The organism is Dactylosporangium sp. NPDC050688 (assembly GCF_040654515.1).
GTDB lineage: Bacteria > Actinomycetota > Actinomycetes > Mycobacteriales > Micromonosporaceae > Dactylosporangium.
The window spans coordinates 71,683-92,857 of the sequence record NZ_JBFAIC010000045.1 but is presented as its reverse complement, the minus strand read 5'-3'; the positions used below and the strand labels follow the sequence as shown (position 1 = coordinate 92,857).

Sequence of the window (21,175 nt, the reverse complement as noted above, 5' to 3'; positions counted from 1 at the left end):
TCAGTCGCCCTCCGCTGCGCTCCGGACGCCTGAGCTCCCGGCTGTGCTCATGCTGCACGGCCCCTCCGCTTCGCTCCGGGACCGTTCAGTCGCCCTCCGCTGCGCTCCGGACGCCTGAGCTCCCGGCTGTGCTCATGCTGCACGGCCCCTCCGCTTCGCTCCGGGACCGTTCAGTCGCCCTGGTACCGCTGCTCGCGCCATGGGTCTCCGTAGTCGTGATAGCCGGCGGCCTCCCAGAAGCCCGGCTCGTCCTCGAGCATCAGCCGCAGGCCGTGCACCCACTTCGCGGACTTCCAGAAGTACAGGTGCGGGACCAGCAGCCGGGCCGGGCCGCCGTGCTCCGGGGTGAGCGGCTCGTCGTCGTAGCGGTACGCCACCCACGCCTTGCCGTCCAGGAGGTCCTCCAGAGGGAGGTTGGTGGTGTACCCGTCGTAGGAGTGTGCCATCACGAAGTCCGCGGCCGACTCGACGTCCTCCATGAGCGTGTCGATCGCCACGCCCCGCCAGCCGGTCTGCAGCTTCGACCATTTGGTGACGCAGTGGATGTCGACGGTCACGTCCTCGTGCGGCAGGGCGGTGAACTCCGCCCACGTCCATTTCGTCTGCTCGCCGGTCTCGGTGGTGATGACGAACTCCCACCGGTCGGTGCTCAGCCGCGGGGTCGGCCCGGCGGACAGGACCGGGAAGTCGTGCGCGAGGTACTGCCCCGGCGGCAGGTCGGGCTCTTCGCGGCGCCGCCGCCCGCCGAAGCCGGTGGTCACGAAAGTCATGTCATCATCCTGCCGCAGCGCTGTTACCGTTCACCGCCTCGCGGCTGGTGAGGCACCCCACCCCGGTGTCCAGGGTCGCCACGGCGCCGAGAACCACGGTCTCCTGCCCGACGCCGTGCCCGATCCGCAGCCCGCCGAGCACCGGCACCCCCAGCGCGCCGAGGTGCTCCCGCAGCACGTCGGCGACGGTCGTGGCCCCGCCGCCGGCGCAGTCGGTGAACTGGCCGACCGCGACCCCCGCCACGCCGCGCAGGGCGCCCGCCCGCCGCAGGTGCGTCAGCATCCGGTCGACCCGGTACGGCGCCTCCGCCACGTCCTCCAGCAGCAGGATCGCGCCGGTGAGGTCGGGCATGTCGGCGGTGCCGACGGTGCTGGCCAGCATCGACAGGTTCCCGCCGAGCAGCACGCCGCGCACCGGCGGGCCCGGCACCTGCACCGCGCCTGTCTCCTCGGTGTCGCTGCGGTACGACCGCAGCGGGCCGGACGTGAACAACGCCGCGCGCAGCGACGCCGCCGACGTCGCCGGCAACCGGTCGTCGAACCAGGCCGCACCGGGCCCGTGCACGCTCGGCCACCGCCCGTGCCGCCACACCGCCAGCTGCAGCGCGGTGATGTCCGAGAACCCGACCAGGTGCTTCGGCACGCCCGGCCGCAGCCCGTCGACGATGCGCTGGGCGCCGTAGCCTCCCCTCGTACACACGACGGCCCGGACCTCAGGGTCCGCGAACGCGGCGTTGAGGTCGCGCAGCCGGTCGTCGTCGTGGCCGGCGAGGTAGCCGCTGCGGTCGAACACGTGCCGCCCCACCAGCACCCGCAGCCCCCAGCTCGCCAGGAGCGCGATACCGCGCTCGACCCGCTCCGGCAGGGTCGGCCCCGACGGGGACACGATCATGACGGCGTCCCCGGGCTGCAACGCTTCCACGGTCGTTATTGTCGGGTCGTGACGATCGAAGGGTTCCCGCGGGGACGGTTGGCGCTCGTGGTGGAGAACGATCCGACGGACGGCCCGGCCCGGCTCGGCGACTGGCTCACCGGCGGCGGCCTCGAGCTGGCCATGGTGCGCCCGCACACCGGCGACCCGCTCCCCGCCGACCTGGACGGCTACGCCGCTCTCGTCGTGCTCGGCGGCGAGCAGGACGCGTTCCCCGGCCCCGACGGCGAGCGGGCGTCACCGTGGTTCCCCCAGCTGGAGGGGCTGCTGCGCAAGGCGGTCCGGCACAAGGTACCGACCCTCGCGGTGTGCCTCGGCGCGCAGCTGCTCGCGCAGGCGCACGGCGGCACCGTCGAGCGCAGCGCCGCCGGCCCCGAGATCGGGGTGCGGCTCGCCGCCCGCCGCGACGTCGCCGACCAGGACCCGGTGTTCGCCGCCGTGCCGTTCGCCCCGGACGTGCTGCACTGGCACCGCGACGAGATCGTCGAGCTGCCGGTCACCGCGACCATCCTCGCCGCCTCCACCCACTACCCGGTGCAGGCGTTCCGGATCGGCCCGGTCGCGTGGGGCCTGCAGTTCCACATCGAGTGCGACCTGGAGATGTTCGCCGCGTGGGCGATGGACGGCGTCGGCACCCTCGGCGAGCTCGGCATCGACCCGATCGAGCTGCTCGAGAGCGTCGAGGCGGCGCTGCCCGACGTCGCCGAGGTGTGGCGGCCGTTCGCGGAGCGGTTCGCCGCGGTCGCGCTCGGCCGGGTACCGCGCGGCGACGGCGGCCTGCGGTCCCTGCCGCTGCTGGGGCCGGCGTGATGACGCCCGCCGGCCACCTCGCCCGCTACGGGTTCACCGACGACGGCCGCTCCTCGGCCCTCGCCGGCCCCGACGGCCTGCGCCTGTGGGACCCGGAGACCCGCCGCCCCACCGGCGAGGACGCCACGACCCTGCTGGAGACCCTGTACTTCGCGGCCGACCCCGACCTGGCGCTGCGCCAGCTGCACCGGCTCGTCGAGGCCGCCGGTGAGGAGGTCCGCGACGCCGTCCTCACCGACCGGGCGCTGCGCCGCCGGCTCATCGGGGTGCTCGGGGTGTCCGCCACCCTCGGCGACCTGCTCGTCGCCAACCCGCAGGAGTGGCGGGAGCTGCAGGGCGAGCAGAACAAGCGCGCCGCCGGCTACGCGACCCGCGACGTGTCGACCGTACCGGCGCTGCGCAGCGCGTACCGGCGGGAACTGCTGCGCATCGTCGCCGCCGACCTCACCGGCGCCGCCGACGTCGACGTGACGATGCGCCGGCTCACCGAGCTCGCCGACGCCACCCTGGCCGCCGCCCTGGCGATCGCGTCCGCCGAGTACGCCGACCTGGCCGCCGTGTGCACCCTCGCCGTGGTCGCCATGGGCAAGTGCGGCGGCCGGGAGCTCAACTACGTCAGCGACGTCGACGTCGTGTACGTCGCCGAACCCGCCGACGGGGTCGACGTCGAGGTCGCCATGCGGGCCGGCAGCACCCTCGCCGCCCGGCTCATGGAGATCTGCGGCTTCGTCGCCTGGCCCGTCGACGCCGCACTGCGCCCGGAGGGCAGCCGCGGGGCGCTCGTGCGGACCGTCGCCTCGCACCTCGCGTACTACCGCAAATGGGCCAAGACGTGGGAGTTCCAGGCGCTGCTGAAGGCCCGGCCGGCCGCCGGTGACCTGGCCCTCGGCGAGCGGTGGCTGCAGGAGCTGCAGCCGCTCATCTGGTCCGCCGCCGAACGCCCCGAGGCCGTCGACGAGGTCCGCGCGATGCGCCGGCGCATCATCGAGCAGATCCCGCGCAGCGAAATCGACCGCGAGATCAAACGCGGCCCGGGCGGGCTGCGCGACATCGAGTTCGCGGTGCAGCTGCTGCAGCTCGTCCACGGCCGGGCCGACGAGACGCTGCGCACCCCGACCACGATCGCCGGCCTGCGCGGCCTCATCGAGGGCGGGTACGTCGGGCTCGCCGACGGTGAGGCGCTGCTGCGGGCGTACCGCTTCCTGCGCACCGTCGAACACCGCCTGCAGCTGCAGCGCCTGCGCCGCACCCACACCGTCCCCGACGACCCGTCCGCCCTGCGCTGGCTCGCCCACGCCCTCGGCTACCGGCCCAACGCCGCCCGCGACGCCGTCGAGTCGTTCCGCGGCGACTGGGTCCGCCACGCGCAGGAGGTCCGCCGGCTGCACGCGAAGCTGCTGTACCGGCCGCTGCTGGAGGCCGTCGCCCGGGTCCCCAGCGAACAGCTGCGGCTCACCACGGACGCCGCCAAGGCCCGCCTGGAGCTGCTCGGCTTCGCCGACCCCGCGGGGGCGCTGCGCCACATCGAGGCCCTCACCGGCGGCGTGTCCCGCACCGCCGCGATCCAGCGGCAGCTGCTGCCCGTGCTGCTCAGCGAGTTCGCCGACGCCCCCGAACCCGACCGGGGCCTGCTCGCCTACCGGCAGGTGTCGGAGAAACTCGGCAACACCCCCTGGTACCTGCGCCTGCTGCGCGACGACGGCCCTGTCGCGCTGCGGCTGGCCCGGCTGCTCGCGCTGTCCCGGTACGTCACCGAGCTCCTCGTCCGCGACCCGGAGGCGCTGCGGCTCCTCGCCGACGACGCCGAGCTCGTGCCCCGCACCGCCGCCCAGCTCGCCACCCAGTTCGCCGCCGCCGCGGCCCGCCACGACGACCCCGAGACCGCGATCAACGCCGTGCGCGCCTCCCGCCGCCGCGAGCTGTTCCGCATCGCCTGCGCCGACCTGCTCGGCTACCTCGACGTCTCCTCCGTCGGCGTCGCCCTGTCCGCCGTCATCGACGCCACCCTCAGCGCGACCCTCGGCGTCACCGCCGCGCCCGGCCTCGAGTTCGCCGTCATCGGCATGGGCCGCCTCGGCGGCGAGGAGACCAGCTACCCCTCCGACGCCGACGTCCTCTTCGTCTACGAACCCCCGCCCGGCATGGCCGACGACGCCGCCAGCGGCCTCGCCCTCACCGTCGCCGAGGAGCTGCGCCGCCTGCTGTCCCGCCCCGCCCACGACCCGCCCCTCGGCGTCGACGCCGACCTGCGCCCCGAGGGCCGGCAGGGCCCCCTGGTGCGCAGCCTGGGCGCGTACCAGCAGTACTACGCCCGCTGGTCGAAGACCTGGGAGGCGCAGGCCCTGCTGCGCGCCCGCCACGTGGCCGGCTCCACCGACCTCGGCGCCCGCTTCCTCGCCCTCGCCGACACCGTCCGCTACCCCGCCGCCGGCCTCACCCGCGAGCAGATCCAGGAGATCCGCCGCCTCAAGGCCCGCGTCGACAGCGAACGCCTGCCCCGCGGCGCCGACCCCGCCACCCACACCAAGCTGGGCCGCGGCGGGCTCGCCGACGTCGAGTGGACCGTCCAGCTGCTGCAGCTTCTGCACGGCCGCACCGTCCCCGGCCTGCGCACCACCCGTACCCTGCACGCCCTGGAGGCGGCGACGGCCGCGGGCCTCATCGACACCGCCGACGCCGCCAGCCTGCGCGCCGCCTGGCAGCAGGCGTCCCGCATCCGCAACCTGCTCACCCTGGTCCGCGGCCGCGCCACCGACCAGCTGCCCCGCCAGGGCCCCGACCTGGCCGCCGTGGCCCGCACCCTCGGCGGCGTCGAACCCCAGGAGTTTCTCGACGAGTACCTGCGCGTCGCCCGCCACGCCCGCCAGGCCGTCGAACGCATCTTCAGTAACTAGCTTCGGGCGGCTGGCAGTCTCTAGCTTCGGCGCGGCTGCCGCCGCGGGCCGGCCGGGGGGTTCCCACCCCGGAGCCCCCCATGCTCGCTGGCGCTCGCACTGCCTGCGCTGGCGCGCGGCAGCTTCACGCGCGTGCGCGCGGCATCGTCGGTGGTCGCCGCCCTGCCCTGCCGGGCCACCGTGGTGATCCAAGTCGCGTCCTGGCCATCTGGACGACCGCCACGCGACTTCGATCAACCGGGCAAGATCACAAGCAAGTCGGTCGTGATCGCGACGGCCACTTGCCGCGGCCCGCGGCGCGGCATCCGACGTTGGGCAATGATGCTGCCGGGGGCTCCCACCCCGGCTCTACTGGCCTCGCACTGCCTGCGCGGCGCGCGGCAGCCTCACGCGTGTGCGCGCAGCGGAGCCGACCTGCGCGGCTGCCACCGCAGGCCGGCCGGACCACCGTGGTGATCCAAGTCGCGTGCTGGCCATCTGGACGACCACCATGCGACTTCGATCAACCCGGCAAGATCACAAGTGGGCCGGTGGCGACCGGCGCGGGCGACGGCCGCGGCTACCAGCGGTTGTGCGCTTCCTCCGCCCAGCCGACCAGGCCGTCCAGGCTCACCCGTCCGCCGTCGTCCGCCTGGACCCAGCCGGAGAAGTGCCCGAAGCACTGGTGGGTCTCGTTGGCCACGATGCCGAGGTTCGTACGCGCGACCTTCTCGTGGAACGGGTGGAACTCCACCTCGACCCGGTCGCCGCTGATCCGCCACGGCCGCAGCCAGTCGCGGCGGTCGTAGCTCCAGCGCAGCTCGGCGCCGAGCTTGTGCAGCCGCCCGCCGGTGAAGAGCGCGTTCTCGGTCGAGCCGGTGCCGTCGGTCCATTTGCCGCCGAGCTGGACCGACACGCCCGGCCCGCTGCCGGCCGCCCAGTTCCACCGGATCGCGTACGGCCATTTGCCCCGGCCGTGGTCGAGCACGGCGAACGAGTCCTCGCCGGCCACGGCGTGCGTCGTGCCGTTCACCCGCAGCGAGCCGTGCACCGGGCGTCCGACGTCCTTGACCGTGTACTGGAACCGGCGCGTGCTCCACGGGACCACGACGCCGAGCGACTCGTGGCCGGGCGGCAACGGCACGACAAGGTCGATCTCGACGCCGGGTGCGGTGGCGCGGATCGTGCTGCCCTCGGGGGTCTGGTCGATGTCGATCGACAGGCCGGCGCCGCGCACGCTCGCGGTACCCGCGCCGCTGACCGGCGGCATTACGGCGCCACGGGCGAAGGGGACCACCACGTCCTTGCTGACCTCGACCTTCGTGGCGCGGTCGAGCACGTAGACGCCGTGCACACCGGCGTAGTCCAGCGACGACGCGACGAGGCCGACGATGTGGGTGGGCGTGACGATCCCCCAGTACTCCCAGCGCTTGGCCCTTCCCCAGCCGCGCAGGTTCGCCCGGTGCAGCGGCCGGCGGGTCCAGCCGACCGCCGCGGGGTTGAGCCGCCCGTCGGGCAGGCACAGGTCGACCGGCTCGACGATCTCCTTCTCGTGCGTCACGAGGGGAGCGTAGCGACCGCCTGGTGGCGGCCCGCCGGCCACGGCGCCAAAGGCCAGGGACGCGAAACGGGCCGGGAACGCGAAACGGCGGCCGGCTCGGCTGGTGAGAGCCGGGCGCGACCGCCGTTCAGGACGTGGTGCCTTCCGCGCCGTTCAGCGCGGGGGAGGGATCACACGTCGTAGTACATCGCGAACTCGTGCGGGGTCGGGCGCAGGCGGACCGGGTCGACCTCGTTCGCGCGCTTGTAGGAGATCCAGGTGTCGACCAGGTCCTGGGTGAACACACCGCCCTCGAGGAGGAAGCCGTGGTCGGCCTCGAGGGAGTTGAGGACCTCGTCGAGCGAGCCGGGGACCTGCTTGACGTTGGCGACCTCCTCCGGCGGAAGGTCGTAGAGGTCCTTGTCGATCGGGGCCGGGGGCTCGATCTTGTTCTTGATGCCGTCCAGGCCGGCCATCAGCATGGAGGCGAAGGCCAGGTAGACGTTCGCCGACGGGTCCGGCACGCGGAACTCGACGCGCTTGGCCTTGGCGTTGGTGCCGGTCACCGGGATACGGGTGCAGGCGGAGCGGTTGCGCTGCGAGTAGACCAGGTTGACCGGGGCCTCGTAGCCGGGGACCAGGCGGCGGTAGGAGTTGACCGTCGGGTTGGTGAACGCCAGCAGCGACGGCGCGTGGTGCAGCAGGCCACCGATGTACCAGCGGGCCGTGTCGGACAGGCCGCCGTAGCCGGCCTCGTCGTAGAACAGCGGCTCGCCGCCCAGCCAGAGGGACTGGTGGGTGTGCATGCCGGAGCCGTTGTCACCGAAGAGCGGCTTCGGCATGAAGGTCGCGGTCTTGCCGGCGGCCCAGGCGGTGTTCTTCACGATGTACTTGAAGAGCTGGAGCTGGTCGCCGGCCTGCAGCAGGGTGCCGAACTTGTAGTTGATCTCGGCCTGGCCGGCGGTGCCGACCTCGTGGTGCGAGCGCTCGACGATGAAGCCGGCGCCGAGGAGGCGCTGCACGATCTGGTCGCGGAGGTCGGCGTAGTGGTCGACCGGCGGGACCGGGAAGTAGCCACCCTTGTAGGCGGTCTTGTAGCCGCGGTTGCCGCCCGGCTCGTCCTTGCCGGAGTTCCACCAGCCCTCGACCGAGTCGATGTAGTAGTAGGCCTGGTTGGCCGACGTCTCGTGCCGGATCGAGTCGAAGATGTAGAACTCCGCCTCGGGGCCGAAGTAGGCGGTGTCGGCGATGCCGCTCGACTTGAGGTACGCCTCGGCCTTCTTCGCCACGTTGCGCGGGTCACGGGAGTACGCCTCACGCGTGAACGGGTCGTGGATGAAGAAGTTGAGCGCCAGGGTCTTCTCGATCCGGAACGGGTCGATGAAGGCGGACGTCACGTCCGGCAGCAGCATCATGTCCGACTCGTGGATCGCCTGGAAGCCACGGATGGAGGAGCCGTCGAAGGCGAGGCCGTCGCTGAACACGCTCTCGTCGAACGACTCGGCGGGGACATTGAAGTGCTGCATGACGCCCGGCAGGTCACAGAAGCGAACGTCGACGAAGCGGACGCCTTCGTCCTTCACGTATCGCAGCAGCTCGTCAGAATTGGCGAACACTCGTCCTCCAGGTCGCAGGCTATGCCAGTCGTGGTGATCACTTCAGTGTGAAGGTGGCTGGTTGGTCGCGACCGTAGAACTGTGCGATTGCCCAGGCGTGTCTCGACTGTTTCCACTGTGTTTCGCCGCCCGGGTTCTGCCCGTTCAGGGCGGTAAGACCGCCCGGTAGGCTGGGCCGCCGTGGACCTTACCGCGGCACCGCTGTCCAGGCGTTTCGGCGCCATTCTCGTCGACTGGCTGTTGTGCCTGCTCATCAGCAGGGCGTTCGCTGATCCGGTCGAGACGCCGTGGCTCGCGCCGGGCCTGCTGCTGGTCGTGTACGGGCTGTTCCTCGGCTTCTTCGGCCAGACCCTCGGCATGTGGCTGCTGCGGATCCGCTGTGTGTCAATGGCCACAGGAGGCCCGCTCGGGGTGCCCAGGGCGCTCCTGCGCGGCGTGTTGCTGCTGCTGTTCGTACCGGCGCTGATCATGGACAAGGACGGCCGGGGACTGCACGACAAGGCCGCCGGCTCGATCGTGGTGACCGTGACGCCGGCGGCTTCGTGAGACGGCGGCTCAGCGGCCGCGCATCGCCTTGAACGCGCCCTTCGGCGGCTTCATGTTCTTCGGCATCGCGCCGCGCGGCATCTGCGGGCGCGCCGACAGGGCCTTGAGCCGCTTGTCGAGGGAGTTGACGTCCTTGCCGGTGATCGTGCGCGGCAGCCGGACCAGGGTGTTGCGCAGCTTCGCGAGCGGCAGCTGACCCTCCTCGTTGCCGATCACGAAGTCGCGCAGGTCGGCGTTGCCGATGACCTTCACCAGGCGGCGGCGCTCCTGGCCGATCAGGCCGCGGACCCGCGCCGGGTTGCCCTCGCCGAGCAGGATCACGCCCGGCCGGCCGATGACCAGGTGCACCATGTCGAACTGCGTCGTGGAGACGATCGCGGGCGTGACCCGCCAGTCGCCGCGCATGTTCTCGATGATGGAGGCCGCCGCGCCGGGCTGGCCCTCGGCCTCACGCATCATCGCCTTCTGCGAGCGCAGGTTGAGCACGATCACCGTGCCCAGCAGCGCGGCCAGGACGCCGATCGGCGCCCACACCCAGGACACGCCGAGAGCGACGGCCACGCCGACGGCGATGAGCGGCACGAGGACCACCACCGCGACCAGCGGGACGAACAGCTTGTCCCGCTTGGCGGTGAACGAGAACACCATGCCGATCTGCTTGAGCCGAGTGAAGAAGGAGACCTTCTCCGGCTCCTGGGCCTTTGCCATGCCTCCGAGTCTAATCGGAGACGCTCACGCCTTCAGCGCCCGGTTGTCCAGCGCCTGCCGGTACAGCCGGCCCGCCCGGTACGACGAGCGCACCAGCGGCCCGCTCAGCACCCCGGCGAACCCGATCTGCTCGGCCTCCTGCGCCAGCTCGACGAACTCCTCGGGCTTCACCCAGCGCTCGACCGGGTGGTGCCGCGGCGTCGGCCGCAGGTACTGCGTGATCGTCACCAGCTCGCAGCCGGCCTCGTGCAGGTCGCGCAGCGCCTGGGAGACCTCGGCCCGCTCCTCGCCCATGCCGAGGATCAGGTTGGACTTGGTGACCAGGCCGGCGGTGCGGGCCTGGGTCAGCACGTCCAGGGAACGCTCGTAGCGGAACGCGGGACGGATCCGCTTGAAGATCCGCGGCACGGTCTCGACGTTGTGCGCGAGCACCTCGGGCCGGGCCTCGAAGACCTCGCCGAGCAGCTTCGGCTCGCCGTTGAAGTCGGGGATGAGCAGCTCCACGCCGCAGCCCTCGACCAGGCCGTGGATCTGCCGGACGGTCTCGGCGTAGAGCCAGGCCCCGCCGTCGGGCAGGTCGTCGCGGGCGACGCCGGTCACCGTCGCGTAGCGCAGGCCCATCGTCGCCACCGACTCCGCGACCCGGCGCGGCTCGTCGGCGTCGAACTCGGCCGGCTTGCCGGTGTCGATCTGGCAGAAGTCGCACCGCCGGGTGCACTGGTCGCCACCGATGAGGAACGTCGCCTCCCGGTCCTCCCAGCATTCATAGATGTTGGGACAGCCGGCCTCCTGGCACACCGTGTGCAGGCCCTCGCGTTGCACGAGGCCTCGCAGGTGCGTGTATTCAGGCCCCATCTTCGCCGAGACCTTGATCCACGGCGGCTTGCGCTCAATCGGCGTCTCCGCGTTTCGCGCTTCGATGCGCAGCAGACGGCGGCCTTCTGGAACAACGGCGGTCACACGGGAAAGCCTACGCCCGGGGCCTGCCCAGCCGCCGGGAACGCGATTGACGTCACGTCTGCGAGGTTTCCCGATCGGCACCCCAGGCAATCACGCAACCGTGGCGTTCAACGACACGTTGGTGGTCTCCTCCGACGGCAATCCCATCGATGTCCTGCGGGCCTGCCCCGTGCTGGACAAGCCGGCCACCCGCCTGCTCGCCGGACGGCTCTTCCCGGGCGCGGCGCTGGAGGAGATCGGCGACCTGCTGCTCGCCGACGCCCTCGACCCGCCGCGTGACGTCGTGTACGTCGGCTGCTACGCCGGCCTGGACCTGGTGTGCAGCTGGACGCTGACGCCGCAGCGGCCCTCCCAGCTCGACCCGGTCGTGCACGCGGCGACCGGGCGCCGGCAGACGCTGCTGCACGCCGCGCACGGCGACGCGGCGTGGTGCAGCTTCGGCCTGTGGCGCGACGGTGAACTGATGCGCGCGCTGAGCGTCTGCGCCGACCCCGGCGTCCTGGAGGACACGGGGGAGCGGCTGCCTTTCGAGAGCGACGCCCCGCAGGACCCGGTCGAGCTCGGCGACCGGGCGCTGCAGGCCCTCATGGGGTTCAGCTGCGCCGGCCACGACCGCCTCGACGACGTCGACCCGGAGCTGATCCCGGTCGTCGCCTACCGGGTGGTCAGCGTGGTCAGTACAGCGTCGTGAGGTGCCGCTCCACGACCGGCAGGACCTCGGCGACGGTCACGTCGCGGCCCAGCTCCTCCGACAGGGACGTGACGCCCGCGTCGCGGATGCCGCACGGCACGAAGACGTTGTAGCGCGACAGGTCGCAGTCGGCGTTGATCGCGAAGCCGTGCAGCGTCACGCCCCGCGCGACCCGGATGCCGATCGCGGCGACCTTGCGGTCCGGCCCCCGCTCGTCGGCGGCGACCCACACCCCGCTGCGCCCCTCGACCCGCACCGTGGCCAGGCCGAACTCGGCGCACACGTCGATCAGCAGCTGCTCCATGCGGCGCACGTAGGCCACCACGTCGACCGGGTCCGGCAGCTTCACGATGGGATACCCGACCAGCTGGCCCGGCCCGTGCCAGGTGATCTTGCCGCCGCGGTCGACGTCGATGACGGGCGTGCCGTCGAACGGCCGGTCGGCGGGCTCGGTGCGCTTGCCTGCGGTGTAGACGCTCGGGTGCTCCAGCAGCAGCACCGTGTCCGGTGCCGTGCCGGCCACGACGGCCTCGTGGATCCGTCGCTGCTCAGCCAGGGCCGTCTCGTAGTCGACGAGGCCGGCGCGGACCACCTCAAAACCCAGAATGCTGGTCACGCCTCAGCCTAACCCTCGCGCCCGCACGCCGAGCAGGCCGAGAAAGTGTGGACAACGGACATAGTGGTGCGGGACGCGTCACACCTAGCGTGGGCATCCCCCGAGAGGAAGGGCACCGCCATGCCCCGCATCCTGCGCTACGTCCTGCCCGTGATCGCCGCCGTCGCCACCGCGATCGGCCTGACCGTCGTGTCCACCCCGGCCTACGCCGCGACGCTGACCGCCGTGTCCGGCTTCGGCACCAACCCCGGCAACCTCACCATGTACAGCTACCGCCCCGACGGGCTGCCGGCGAACGCGCCGCTGGTCGTCGCCATGCACGGCTGCACCCAGAACGCGACCGACTACTTCACCAACGCGGGCTGGCGCAAGTACGCCGACCTGTGGCGCTTCGCGCTGGTCCTACCGGAGCAGAAGTCCGCCAACAACAGCACCAGCTGCTTCAACTGGTTCGAGACCGGCGACACCGCCCGCGGCGGCGGCGAGGCGCTGTCGGTGAAGCAGATGGTCGACTACGCGGCCACCAACTACCAGGTCGACCGCGGCCGCGTGTACGTGACGGGGCTGTCCGCCGGTGCCGCCATGACCGCGGTGATGCTCGCCACGTACCCCGACGTCTTCGCCGGCGGCGCGATCATGGCGGGCCTGCCGTACCGCTGCGCGACCTCGACCGCGAGCGCCTTCAGCTGCATGAACCCCGGCGTCGACAAGACCCCGGCGGCGTGGGGTGACCTGGTCCGCGCCGCGTACAGCGGCTACACCGGCGCCCGCCCGCGGGTGTCCATCTGGCACGGCACGTCGGACACGACGGTCGCCCCGGCCAACGCGACCGAGCTGCGCGACCAGTGGACCAACGTGCTCGGCGTGTCGCAGACGCCGACCTCCACGTCGTCGCTGCCCGGCGGTACGTCCCTGGCCAGCTACGGCGACAAGGTCAAGGTGTACCTGGTCTCCGGCATGACCCACGCGACCCCGGTCGACCCGGGCAGCGCCACCGAGCAGTGCGGCACCGCCGGCACGTACTACAAGGACACCATCTGCTCGTCGTACTACCAGGCCCGCGACTGGGGCCTCGACGGCGGCGGCGCGACCCCCACGGTCACCGCCTCGCCGACCGTCTCGCCGACGCCCTCGTCCACCCCGTCGTCGACGCCGTCCGTCGGCCCGTGTGTCCGGGCGTCGAACTACGCGCACGTCACCGCCGGGCGGGCGCACCAGAGCGGCGGGTACACGTACGCGAACGGCTCCAACCAGGCGATGGGCCTCTACAACGTGTTCACCACACACGGGCTGCGCCAGACCGGCCCGAACTACTACGTGCTGGCCGACACGGCCTGCTGAAGCGCCGCCTCGACGGTCCGGTGCGCGAACGGGAAACCCTCGCGCACCAGGACCCCGGGCAGGACCCGCTGGCTGGCCACGGCCTCGCCGCCGAACTCGCCGACGGCGGCCTTCAACGCGAACCCGGGCACCGGCAGCAGGTTGGGCCGGTGCAGCACCTTCGCCAGGGCCGCGGAGAACTCGGCGTTGGTGACCGGCTCCGGCCCGGTCAGGTTCACCGGCCCGGCGAGGTCCCGGTCGAGGGTGAACAGGACCGCGTCGAGCCAGTCCGGCAGCGAGATCCACGGCAGATACTGCCGGCCGCTGCCCATCCTGCCCCCGGCGAACAGCTTGAACTGCAGGTACAGCGGCTTGAGCAGCCCACCGTCCTTCGCCAGCGGAAGCCCGGTGCGCAGCAGCACCACCCGCGCCCCGGCGTCCTCCGCCGGCCGGGTCGCGGCCTCCCACACCTGGCACAGGTCGGCGAGGAACCCCTCACCCGCGGGGGACGACTCGTCGACGGGCCGGTCGCCGGTGTCGCCGTAGAACCCGACGGCCGAGGAGTTGAGCAGCACCCGCGGCCCGTCCGCGCCGGCCGCCGCGATCGCCTTCGCCAGGGTCTGCGTGGTGTCGACCCGGCTGGTCCGCAGCGTCCGCTTGTACTGCTCGGTCCACCGCCGGTCCCCGACGCCGGCGCCCGCCAGGTTGATCACCGCGTCGCTGCCCGCCAGGGCGGAGGCGTCCAGCAGCCCGGCGGCCGGGTCCCACCGCAGCTCACCCGGGTTGCGGGCGGGCCGGCGCACGAGCTGGGTGACCTGGTGCCCGGCGGCGCGCAGGTGCGGCACGAGCCGCCCGCCGAGGAACCCAGACGCGCCCGCGATGACGATCTGCATGCGGTCATCTTGCCCAGTCACCGCGCTTGAACCACAAATCGACGCAACGAAAAGGGGCGCCCGGAGGCGCCCCTGTCCCGTGCTGCGGTGCTACAGGCCGAGGTCGGCCTCGAAGTTGCCGCCCTCGAGGCGCTCCTTCACGGTGGTGAGGAAGCGGGCGGCGTCCGCGCCGTCGACGATGCGGTGGTCGTACGACAGCGCCAGGTACACCATCGACCGCGGCGCGATGATCTCGCCGAGCTCCGGGTCGTTGACGACCACGGCCCGCTTGACGACGGCGCCGGTGCCGAGGATCGCCACCTGCGGCTGGTTGATGATCGGCGTGTCGAACAGCGCGCCGCGGCTACCGGTGTTGGTCAGCGTGAACGTGCCGCCGGTGATGTCGTCCGGGTTGAGCTTGTTGGTGCGGGTGCGCTCGGCCACGTCGGCGATCCGCTTGGCCAGGCCACCGAGGTTCAGGTCGCCCGCGTTGCGGATGACCGGGACGATGAGCCCCTTCTCGGTGTCGACGGCCATGCCGAGGTGCTCGGCGTCGTGGTAGGTGACGGTGCCCGCCTCCAGGTCGATCGAGGAGTTCACCGACGGGTGCACCCGCAGCGCCTCGACCGCCGCGAGGGCGAAGAACGGCAGGAACGACAGCTTCACGCCGTGCGTGTCCAGGAACTGCTGCTTCGCCTTCGCCCGCAGCTTCGCCACCTTCGTGACGTCGACCTCGACGACCGTGGTCAGCTGCGCCGACACCTGCAGCGACTCGACCATGCGGCGGGCGATCAGGGCGCGCATCCGGGTCAGCTTCTGCGTCTGGCCGCGCAGCGGGCTCGGCGCCGCCTTCGCCGCCGGGGCAGCGGGCTTCGCCTGCGCGGCCGGAGCCGCGGCCGGGGCGGGTGCCGCGGCGGCCTGCTTGGCCTTCGCGGCGGCGTCCAGGACGTCCTGCTTGCGGATGCGGCCGCCGACGCCGGTGCCGGACAGCGTCGACAGGTTGACGCCGTGCTCGGCGGCGAGCTTGCGCACCAGCGGCGTCACGTACCCCGCCTCGTCGCCCTCGACCTTGCCGTTGGCGCCGACCGAGGTGGCCGGGCCCGCGGCGACGGGCGCGGCGGCGGCCGGAGCGGCCTGCGCCGGCTGCGCGGGCGCCGGGGCGGCGGCCTGCGCGGGTGCCGCGGCCTGCTTCGGCTCGGGCTTGGCCTCCGCCTTCGGCTGAGCCGGCGGTGCCGGCTGCTCGACCTGCTGCGCGGGCTGGGCCTGCTGCACGGGCTGCGCCTCGGCGGCCGGCGCGTGCTGCGCCGGTTGCGCGCCGCCCGCCGCGGCACCGGCGGCGCCGATCACGGCCAGCTCGGCGCCGACCTCGACGGTCTCGTCCTCGGCGACCCTGATCTCCAGCAGCGTGCCGGCGACCGGCGACGGGATCTCGGTGTCGACCTTGTCGGTGGAGACCTCCAGCAGCGGCTCGTCGGCCTCGACGGCGTCGCCGACCTGCTTGAGCCAGCGGGTGACGGTGCCCTCGGTCACCGACTCGCCCAGCGCCGGCATCTTCAGCGACGTGGTGTCGCCCGACGCGGCGCCCTGTGCGGCCGGCGCCTCGGCTGCCGGTGCCGCGGCGGGCTCTTCGGCGGCGGCGGCGGCGGGCGCGGGCTCGGCCGCGGCGGGCTCCTCAGCGGCGGGCGCAGGCTCGGCCGCGGCGGGCGCTTCACCGGCGTCGCCGATGACGGCCAGCTCGGCGCCGACCTCGGCCGTCTCGTCCTCCTGCACCACGATGCGCGTGAGCACCCCGGCCGCCGGGGACGGGATCTCCGTGTCGACCTTGTCGGTGGAGACCTCGAGCAACGGCTCGTCGGCCTCGACCTGGTCGCCCTCCTGCTTCAACCAGCGGGTGACGGTGCCCTCAGTGACGCTCTCGCCCAACCGGGGCATAGTGACCGATACCGGCATATGAACAGTCTCCTCGATCAGTGCTTGTGGCGGTCGGGGTCCCTGAAATCAGTGGACGTGCAGCGGCTTGCCGGCGAGCGCCAGGAACGCCTCACCGATCGCCTCGTTCTGCGTGGGGTGCATGTGCACGAGCGGGGCGACGTCACCCGGGAACGCCTCCCAGTTGTAGATCAACTGACCCTCGCCGATGAGCTCGCTCACCCGGGCGCCCACCATGTGGACCCCGACGACCGGGCCGTCCTTGACCCGCACCAGCTTCACGAAACCGGCGGTCTTCAGGATCTGGCTCTTGCCGTTGCCGGACAGGTCGTACTGCACCGTCTCGATCTTGTCACCGTGCAGCTCGCGGGCCTTGGACTCGTTGAGCCCGACGGACGCCACCTCGGGCTCGGAATACGTCACGCGCGGGATGCCCGCCTCGTCGATCACCTGCGGGTGCTGCCCGGCGATCTCCTCGGCGACGAAGATGCCCTGCTGGAAGCCGCGGTGCGCGAGCTGGACACCGGGCACGATGTCGCCGACCGCGTAGACGCCGGGGACGCTGGTGCGCAGCCGCTCGTCGGTGATGACGAACCCGCGCTCCATCGTGATGCCCTGCTCCTCGTAACCGAGGTTGGCGGTCGTCGGGCCACGGCCGACGGCGACCAGCAGCAGCTCCGCCTCGATCGTGTCGCCGCCCTGGATCTGCACCCGGACCCCGGCGTCGGTGCGCTCGACGCTCTCGAACGGCTTGCCGACCTTGAACTTGATGCCACGCTTGCGGAACGCCCGCTCCAGCGCCTTGGAGCTCGCCTCGTCCTCGACCGCGATGAGCCGCGGGAGGGCCTCGACGATCGTCACGTCGACCCCGAAGGACTTCCACGCGCTGGCGAACTCGCAGCCGATGACGCCGCCGCCGAGGATCACCGCGGACGTGGGCACGTGGTCCAGCGTCAGGGCGTGCTCGCTGGTGATCACCCGCTCGCCGTCGATCTCCAGCCCGGGCAGGGTCTTGGAGTAGGAACCCGTCGCCAGGATGACGTTCTTGCCCTGGTACCGGGTGCCGGCCACCTCGACCGCGTCCGGCCCGACGAGCCGGCCCTCGCCCTCGATCAGCGTCACCTTGCGAGCCTTCGCCAGCCCCTGAAGGCCCTTGTACAGCTTGCTGACGACGCCGTCCTTGTAGGCGTTGACCGCCTTCATGTCGACGCCGTTGAACGACGCCTGGACGCCGAACTGCTCCGCCTCGCGGGCCGCGTCTGCGACCTCACCGGCGTGCAGCAGCGCCTTCGTCGGGATGCAGCCGCGGTGCAGGCAGGTGCCGCCGAGCTTGTCCTTCTCGACCAGGCCGACGGACAGGCCCAGCTGCGCCGCGCGGAACGCCGCCGCGTAGCCGCCGCTGCCGCCGCCCAGGATCAGGACGTCGAAGGAGTTGGCGTGTGGGTCGCTCACGAATTCTCCCAGGTGATGCACGGACCGGTGGGTCCGTGATGGCATGACGATCCTTGGCCATCTTGTCACCACCGCTGTTCGCCTGCGACGGTAGGTGCCCCGACGCCGGACGCCGGGTGCCCGCTCGCGGGAGATCCACACGGGGAGGGATACAGATCGTGGCCTGGTTCCGCCGCCGCAAGCCCGCCGCAGGTGGGCGCACCGCGAACCGCGAGGATCTGCGGCACCTGGAGGAGTTCGTCCGGTCCCGGCGGGGCGTCGAGGGGTTCATCGAGCCCCGCACGACAGTGACGGAGACGACACTGTTGTTGATCGCACACGACGGCGAGTGGACCCGGCGCCGGGTCGACGACCCGCAGGCGGCGCGGCAGTTCGCGCACCGGATGAGCCTGCCGATCTACGACGTGGCCCTGGTGGGGTACCCGCAGCGGATGCGCGACTACAACGCCCGCAACAAGCCCGCCGGGAGCTAGGAACCTCCGGCGGGCCCGTGCTGAGCCGCGATGCTGCGGCCGTGCTGAGTTGCGGGCGGCGGCTCAGTCCTCGGCGGCGATCTCCTCGACCAGGCCGACCAGGGTCCGCACCGGCACGCCCGTGCCGCCCTTCGCCCAGTACCCGAACGCCTCACCGGAGTGGTAGCTCGGCCCGGCGATGTCGATGTGCGCCCACTGCACGCCCTCGGTCACGAACTCCGACAGGAACACGCCGCCCTGCAGCATGTGCCCGGACCGGTCCATGCCCGCGTTGACCTGCGAGATGTCGGCGACCTCGGAGTCCATGCCCTTGCGCACGTCCTCCGGCAGCGGCATCGGCCACGCCGGCTCGCCGGCCCGGTCACCGGCGTCGCGGACCCGCTCGCACAGCTCGGGCGTGCCCATCACCCCGGCGATCCGCTTGCCCAGCGCGATCACCTGCCCGCCGGTCAGCGTCGAGACCTCGAACAGGTAGTCCGGCTCGTCCTCGCAGGCCCGAGCGATCGCGTCGCCGAGGATCATGCGGCCCTCGGCGTCGGTGTTGAGCACCTCAACCTTGTGACCGTTGTACATCGTCACCACGTCGCCCGGCCGGTACGCGCTGCCCGAGGCCATGTTCTCCGCCATCGGCGCGTACGCCACGACCGCGACCTTCGGCTTCAGCGCCGCCACCGCGAGCATCGTCGACACGACCGCCGCCGCGCCGGCCATGTCCGACTTCATCTCCCACATGCCCTGCGCCGGCTTGATCGACACGCCACCGGTGTCGAACGTGATGCCCTTGCCGACCAAGGCGATCCGCCGGGTGGCGCCGGCCGGCTCGTACGCGATGCGCACCAACCGCGGCGCCGCGGCCGAACCCAGCCCGACCGCGAGGATGCCGCCGTAGCCCTGCTTCGCCAGCGCCTTCTCGTCCAGCACCGTCACGTCCAGGTGCGCGGCCTGCGCCGCCTCGGCGGCCTGCGCGGCGAACTGCGGCGGCCGCAGCTCGTTGGGGGCGGTGTTGACCCAGTCGCGGGTGCGGATCACCGCCGCGGTCACCGTGCCGGCCCGCTTCACCGCCGCCTTCGCCAGGCGCGACCCGGCGTCCGGCACGTGCAGCGCCACCTTGCGTACCGCGTCCGGGCGGATCGCCGACGCCTTCGTCTTGTACCCGGCGAACCGGTACGCACCGAGCACGGCACCCTCGGCGACCGCGCGCACCCCGGCGGTCAGCTCCTCGTCGGTGGGCGTGTCGCGGTCCGACAGCGGCAGCACCAGCGCCACGGACGCCGACCCGGCCAGGGCCCGCGTCGCGGCACCGGCGGCCCGGCGCAGCGTCTCCGCCGCCGGCGCGGCACCGGCCGGCTCCGGGCCCAGCCCGACCGCCACGACCAGCGGCGCGGCCACCGCACCGAACGCGGCGACCTTCGTCACCTCACCCGGCGCCCCGGTCGCGCCCAGCACACGCAGCGTCTCGGCCAGCCCGCCGCCCGGCCGGTCGCTGAACGCCGCCGCGACACTCTCCGCGCCGGAGGCGAGCAGCAGCTTGGTGTCACCGCCGTCGCGTGCGTAGACACCGACGACGACGGCGTCGACGGCGAGCTCGGCGGGGTCGGTGTCGACCAGGTTCAGGGCGGTCACTCGGGCTCCACATCACTGGTGGTGTTCTGCGTCAGCGTCCGCTGCGGCGGTACCGCACCTTCAGCATGCCGCCGATTCGGGTGCTGGACACGATAACCAACGCGATAGGTTGCGGGCATGACGCAACCCTTGCGGCACCCCGCGTTGTATCACCGTCATGCGGCGCTGGGTGCCAAGTTCGCGGCGTTCGGTGGCTGGGACATGCCGCTCGAATACGCCGGAGGCGGCGTGCTCAAGGAGCATGCGGCGGTCCGCGAGGACGCCGGTGTGTTCGACGTGTCGCACCTGGGCAAGGCCCGGGTGCGCGGCCGCGGCGCGGCCGACTTCGTCAACCGCTGCCTCAGCAACGACCTCAATCGTATCGCCGCGGGCCAGGCGCAGTACACGTTGTGCCTGGACGAGCACGGTGGCGTGGTGGACGACCTCATCGCGTACCGCTTCGGTGACGACGACGTGTTCCTGATCCCCAACGCGGCGAACACCGCCGAGGTGGTGCGCCGGCTCGTCGCGGCCGCGCCGACCGGGATCAGCGTGGTCGACCAGCACGAGATCTTCGCCGTCCTCGCCGTGCAGGGCCCCCGCTCCCGGGAGCTCCTCGACGGCATCGGCCTGCCCACCGACCACGACTACATGAGCTTCACCGTGTCGTCGTTCCAGGGCACCGACGTCGTTGTGTGCCGCACCGGGTACACCGGCGAACACGGCTACGAGCTCGTCGTGCCCTCCCACGACGCCCACACCCTCTGGGACGCCGTCATCGCCGCCGGCGCCCGTCCGTGCGGCCTGGCCGCCCGCGACACGCTGCGCACCGAGATGGGGTACCCGCTGCACGGCCAGGACCTGTCCCTGGACATCACCCCCGTCCAGGCCCGCTCCGGCTGGGCCGTCGGCTGGGGCAAGGAGCAGTTCTGGGGCCGCGACGCGCTGCTGGCCGAGAAGGCCGCCGGCCCGCGCCGCCTCCTCTGGGGCATCGAGGCCCTGGACCGCGGCATCCCGCGCGCCCACATGACGGTCCTGCCGGCCGACGGCGACACCGCGATCGGCGAGGTGACCAGCGGGACGTTCTCACCGACGCGCAAGGTGGGGATCGGGCTCGCGCTGATCGACACCGCCGCGGGGGTGACGGAGGGCGACGAGATCGCACTCGACGTGCGCGGCCGCCGGTCGAAGGTCCGCGTGGTGAAACCCCCGTTCGTGAAGTCCAACGTGCGCTGAGATCGCGGCCTGGACGGGGAGGGCACGTTCCTCCCCGTCTCTCGGCCTGCGCTTTTGTGGCCTTTCGTCCGGTTTGACGTGGCGTATGCTACGGAGAGCGACGACTTCGAACATCAATTTCCACGGCTGGAGTACCGTGACGTTGAGCGGTCGGCCGGCACGCCTCCGGGTGTCGGCGCGGACGCCGCGTGGTGCGTTCCGCCGGTTCGGTCCGCTGGTTCGGTCCGCTG

The 21,175-nt window shown here is 72.4% G+C and carries 18 protein-coding genes; 7 read left to right on the top strand and 11 right to left on the bottom strand.

Annotation, left to right across the window (positions count from 1 at the left end; all coding sequences use genetic code 11):
* Positions 1-170 precede the first annotated feature (170 nt).
* Together AB0H83_RS33765 and AB0H83_RS33760 are read right to left on the bottom strand one after the other, a co-directional pair.
* Positions 171-770, bottom strand: a complete 600-nt coding sequence (locus AB0H83_RS33765) for a sulfite oxidase-like oxidoreductase (RefSeq protein WP_360102168.1) — start codon at positions 768-770, stop codon at positions 171-173.
* Positions 771-774: 4 nt separating this feature from the next.
* Positions 775-1,662 (bottom strand): LD-carboxypeptidase, encoded by an 888-nt coding sequence (locus AB0H83_RS33760; RefSeq protein ID WP_360102186.1) that lies wholly within the window; start codon positions 1,660-1,662, stop codon positions 775-777.
* 48 nt (positions 1,663-1,710) lie between these two features.
* On the opposite strand from AB0H83_RS33760, the gene AB0H83_RS33755 reads away from it, so the two are divergent.
* Positions 1,711-2,511 carry a type 1 glutamine amidotransferase gene (locus AB0H83_RS33755; RefSeq protein ID WP_360102167.1) on the top strand — a complete coding sequence of 267 codons (801 nt, stop codon included), beginning with the start codon at positions 1,711-1,713 and terminating at the stop codon, positions 2,509-2,511.
* Complete coding sequence (locus AB0H83_RS33750; RefSeq protein ID WP_360102184.1) at positions 2,511-5,405, top strand: bifunctional [glutamine synthetase] adenylyltransferase/[glutamine synthetase]-adenylyl-L-tyrosine phosphorylase; 2,895 nt, start codon at positions 2,511-2,513, stop codon at positions 5,403-5,405. Before AB0H83_RS33755 ends, AB0H83_RS33750 begins: the two co-directional genes overlap by 1 nt.
* Positions 5,406-5,964: 559 nt before the next feature.
* On the opposite strand, the gene AB0H83_RS33745 is transcribed toward AB0H83_RS33750, so the two are convergent.
* Positions 5,965-6,945: a DUF2804 domain-containing protein gene (locus AB0H83_RS33745; protein WP_360102165.1), complete on the bottom strand. Its 981-nt coding sequence runs from the start codon at positions 6,943-6,945 to the stop codon at positions 5,965-5,967.
* A gap of 170 nt (positions 6,946-7,115) precedes the next feature.
* Positions 7,116-8,540: a type I glutamate--ammonia ligase gene (gene glnA, locus AB0H83_RS33740; RefSeq protein WP_360102163.1), complete on the bottom strand. Its 1,425-nt coding sequence runs from the start codon at positions 8,538-8,540 to the stop codon at positions 7,116-7,118.
* 180 nt (positions 8,541-8,720) lie between these two features.
* Between glnA and AB0H83_RS33735 the strand changes: the two genes are divergently transcribed.
* Positions 8,721-9,086: an RDD family protein gene (locus AB0H83_RS33735; protein ID WP_360102161.1), complete on the top strand. Its 366-nt coding sequence runs from the start codon at positions 8,721-8,723 to the stop codon at positions 9,084-9,086.
* Between the two features lie 9 nt (positions 9,087-9,095).
* Here AB0H83_RS33735 and AB0H83_RS33730 read toward each other — a convergent pair whose 3' ends face one another.
* Positions 9,096-9,794 (bottom strand): DUF4191 domain-containing protein, encoded by a 699-nt coding sequence (locus AB0H83_RS33730; protein ID WP_360102159.1) that lies wholly within the window; start codon positions 9,792-9,794, stop codon positions 9,096-9,098.
* 24 nt (positions 9,795-9,818) lie between these two features.
* On the bottom strand, positions 9,819-10,754 hold the full coding sequence (gene lipA / locus AB0H83_RS33725; RefSeq protein ID WP_360102157.1) for a lipoyl synthase: 936 nt from the start codon (positions 10,752-10,754) through the stop codon (positions 9,819-9,821).
* A gap of 100 nt (positions 10,755-10,854) precedes the next feature.
* Between lipA and AB0H83_RS33720 the strand changes: the two genes are divergently transcribed.
* Positions 10,855-11,445: a hypothetical protein gene (locus AB0H83_RS33720; RefSeq protein ID WP_360102155.1), complete on the top strand. Its 591-nt coding sequence runs from the start codon at positions 10,855-10,857 to the stop codon at positions 11,443-11,445.
* Here AB0H83_RS33720 and lipB read toward each other — a convergent pair.
* Positions 11,429-12,061, bottom strand: coding sequence for a lipoyl(octanoyl) transferase LipB (lipB, locus tag AB0H83_RS33715; protein WP_360102153.1), 633 nt, complete (start codon positions 12,059-12,061; stop codon positions 11,429-11,431). The two genes, AB0H83_RS33720 and lipB, sit on opposite strands and share 17 nt — an antisense overlap.
* Before the next feature lie 120 nt (positions 12,062-12,181).
* Between lipB and AB0H83_RS33710 the strand changes: the two genes are divergently transcribed.
* On the top strand, positions 12,182-13,402 hold the full coding sequence (locus tag AB0H83_RS33710; protein WP_360102151.1) for a PHB depolymerase family esterase: 1,221 nt from the start codon (positions 12,182-12,184) through the stop codon (positions 13,400-13,402).
* On the opposite strand, the gene AB0H83_RS33705 is transcribed toward AB0H83_RS33710, so the two are convergent.
* From AB0H83_RS33705 to lpdA, 3 genes are all read right to left on the bottom strand, one after another.
* Positions 13,375-14,274 carry a TIGR01777 family oxidoreductase gene (locus AB0H83_RS33705; RefSeq protein WP_360102149.1) on the bottom strand — a complete coding sequence of 300 codons (900 nt, stop codon included), beginning with the start codon at positions 14,272-14,274 and terminating at the stop codon, positions 13,375-13,377. The genes AB0H83_RS33710 and AB0H83_RS33705 overlap by 28 nt on opposite strands.
* 90 nt (positions 14,275-14,364) lie before the next feature.
* Complete coding sequence (gene sucB / locus AB0H83_RS33700; protein WP_360102147.1) at positions 14,365-16,203, bottom strand: 2-oxoglutarate dehydrogenase, E2 component, dihydrolipoamide succinyltransferase; 1,839 nt, start codon at positions 16,201-16,203, stop codon at positions 14,365-14,367.
* Positions 16,204-16,251: 48 nt separating this feature from the next.
* The gene (lpdA, locus tag AB0H83_RS33695; protein ID WP_360102145.1) at positions 16,252-17,679 is read right to left on the bottom strand and encodes a dihydrolipoyl dehydrogenase; all 1,428 of its coding nucleotides are present in this window, start codon (positions 17,677-17,679) and stop codon (positions 16,252-16,254) included.
* Positions 17,680-17,792: 113 nt separating this feature from the next.
* On the opposite strand from lpdA, the gene AB0H83_RS33690 reads away from it, so the two are divergent.
* Complete coding sequence (locus AB0H83_RS33690) at positions 17,793-18,107, top strand: hypothetical protein (RefSeq protein ID WP_360102143.1); 315 nt, start codon at positions 17,793-17,795, stop codon at positions 18,105-18,107.
* Positions 18,108-18,170: 63 nt separating this feature from the next.
* Here AB0H83_RS33690 and AB0H83_RS33685 read toward each other — a convergent pair whose 3' ends face one another.
* Positions 18,171-19,730 (bottom strand): leucyl aminopeptidase, encoded by a 1,560-nt coding sequence (locus AB0H83_RS33685; RefSeq protein ID WP_360102141.1) that lies wholly within the window; start codon positions 19,728-19,730, stop codon positions 18,171-18,173.
* A 117-nt stretch (positions 19,731-19,847) separates the two neighbouring features.
* Here AB0H83_RS33685 and gcvT point away from each other — a divergent pair, with 117 nt between their 5' ends.
* Positions 19,848-20,945: a glycine cleavage system aminomethyltransferase GcvT gene (gene gcvT, locus AB0H83_RS33680; RefSeq protein ID WP_360102139.1), complete on the top strand. Its 1,098-nt coding sequence runs from the start codon at positions 19,848-19,850 to the stop codon at positions 20,943-20,945.
* Positions 20,946-21,175 lie beyond the last annotated feature (230 nt).

Excerpts from the sequence above, each read along its gene's own strand:
- AB0H83_RS33765 (WP_360102168.1), bottom strand. The coding sequence starts at position 770 with ATGACTTTCGTGACCACCGGCTTCGGCGGGCGGCGGCGCCGCGAAGAG.
- AB0H83_RS33760 (WP_360102186.1), bottom strand. The coding sequence starts at position 1,662 with ATGATCGTGTCCCCGTCGGGGCCGACCCTGCCGGAGCGGGTCGAGCGC.
- AB0H83_RS33750 (WP_360102184.1), top strand. The coding sequence starts at position 2,511 with ATGACGCCCGCCGGCCACCTCGCCCGCTACGGGTTCACCGACGACGGC.
- AB0H83_RS33730 (WP_360102159.1), bottom strand. The coding sequence starts at position 9,794 with ATGGCAAAGGCCCAGGAGCCGGAGAAGGTCTCCTTCTTCACTCGGCTC.
- AB0H83_RS33710 (WP_360102151.1), top strand. The coding sequence starts at position 12,182 with ATGCCCCGCATCCTGCGCTACGTCCTGCCCGTGATCGCCGCCGTCGCC.
- AB0H83_RS33705 (WP_360102149.1), bottom strand. The coding sequence starts at position 14,274 with ATGCAGATCGTCATCGCGGGCGCGTCTGGGTTCCTCGGCGGGCGGCTC.
- sucB (WP_360102147.1), bottom strand. The coding sequence starts at position 16,203 with ATGCCGGTATCGGTCACTATGCCCCGGTTGGGCGAGAGCGTCACTGAG.
- lpdA (WP_360102145.1), bottom strand. The coding sequence starts at position 17,679 with ATGCCATCACGGACCCACCGGTCCGTGCATCACCTGGGAGAATTCGTG.
- gcvT (WP_360102139.1), top strand. The coding sequence starts at position 19,848 with ATGACGCAACCCTTGCGGCACCCCGCGTTGTATCACCGTCATGCGGCG.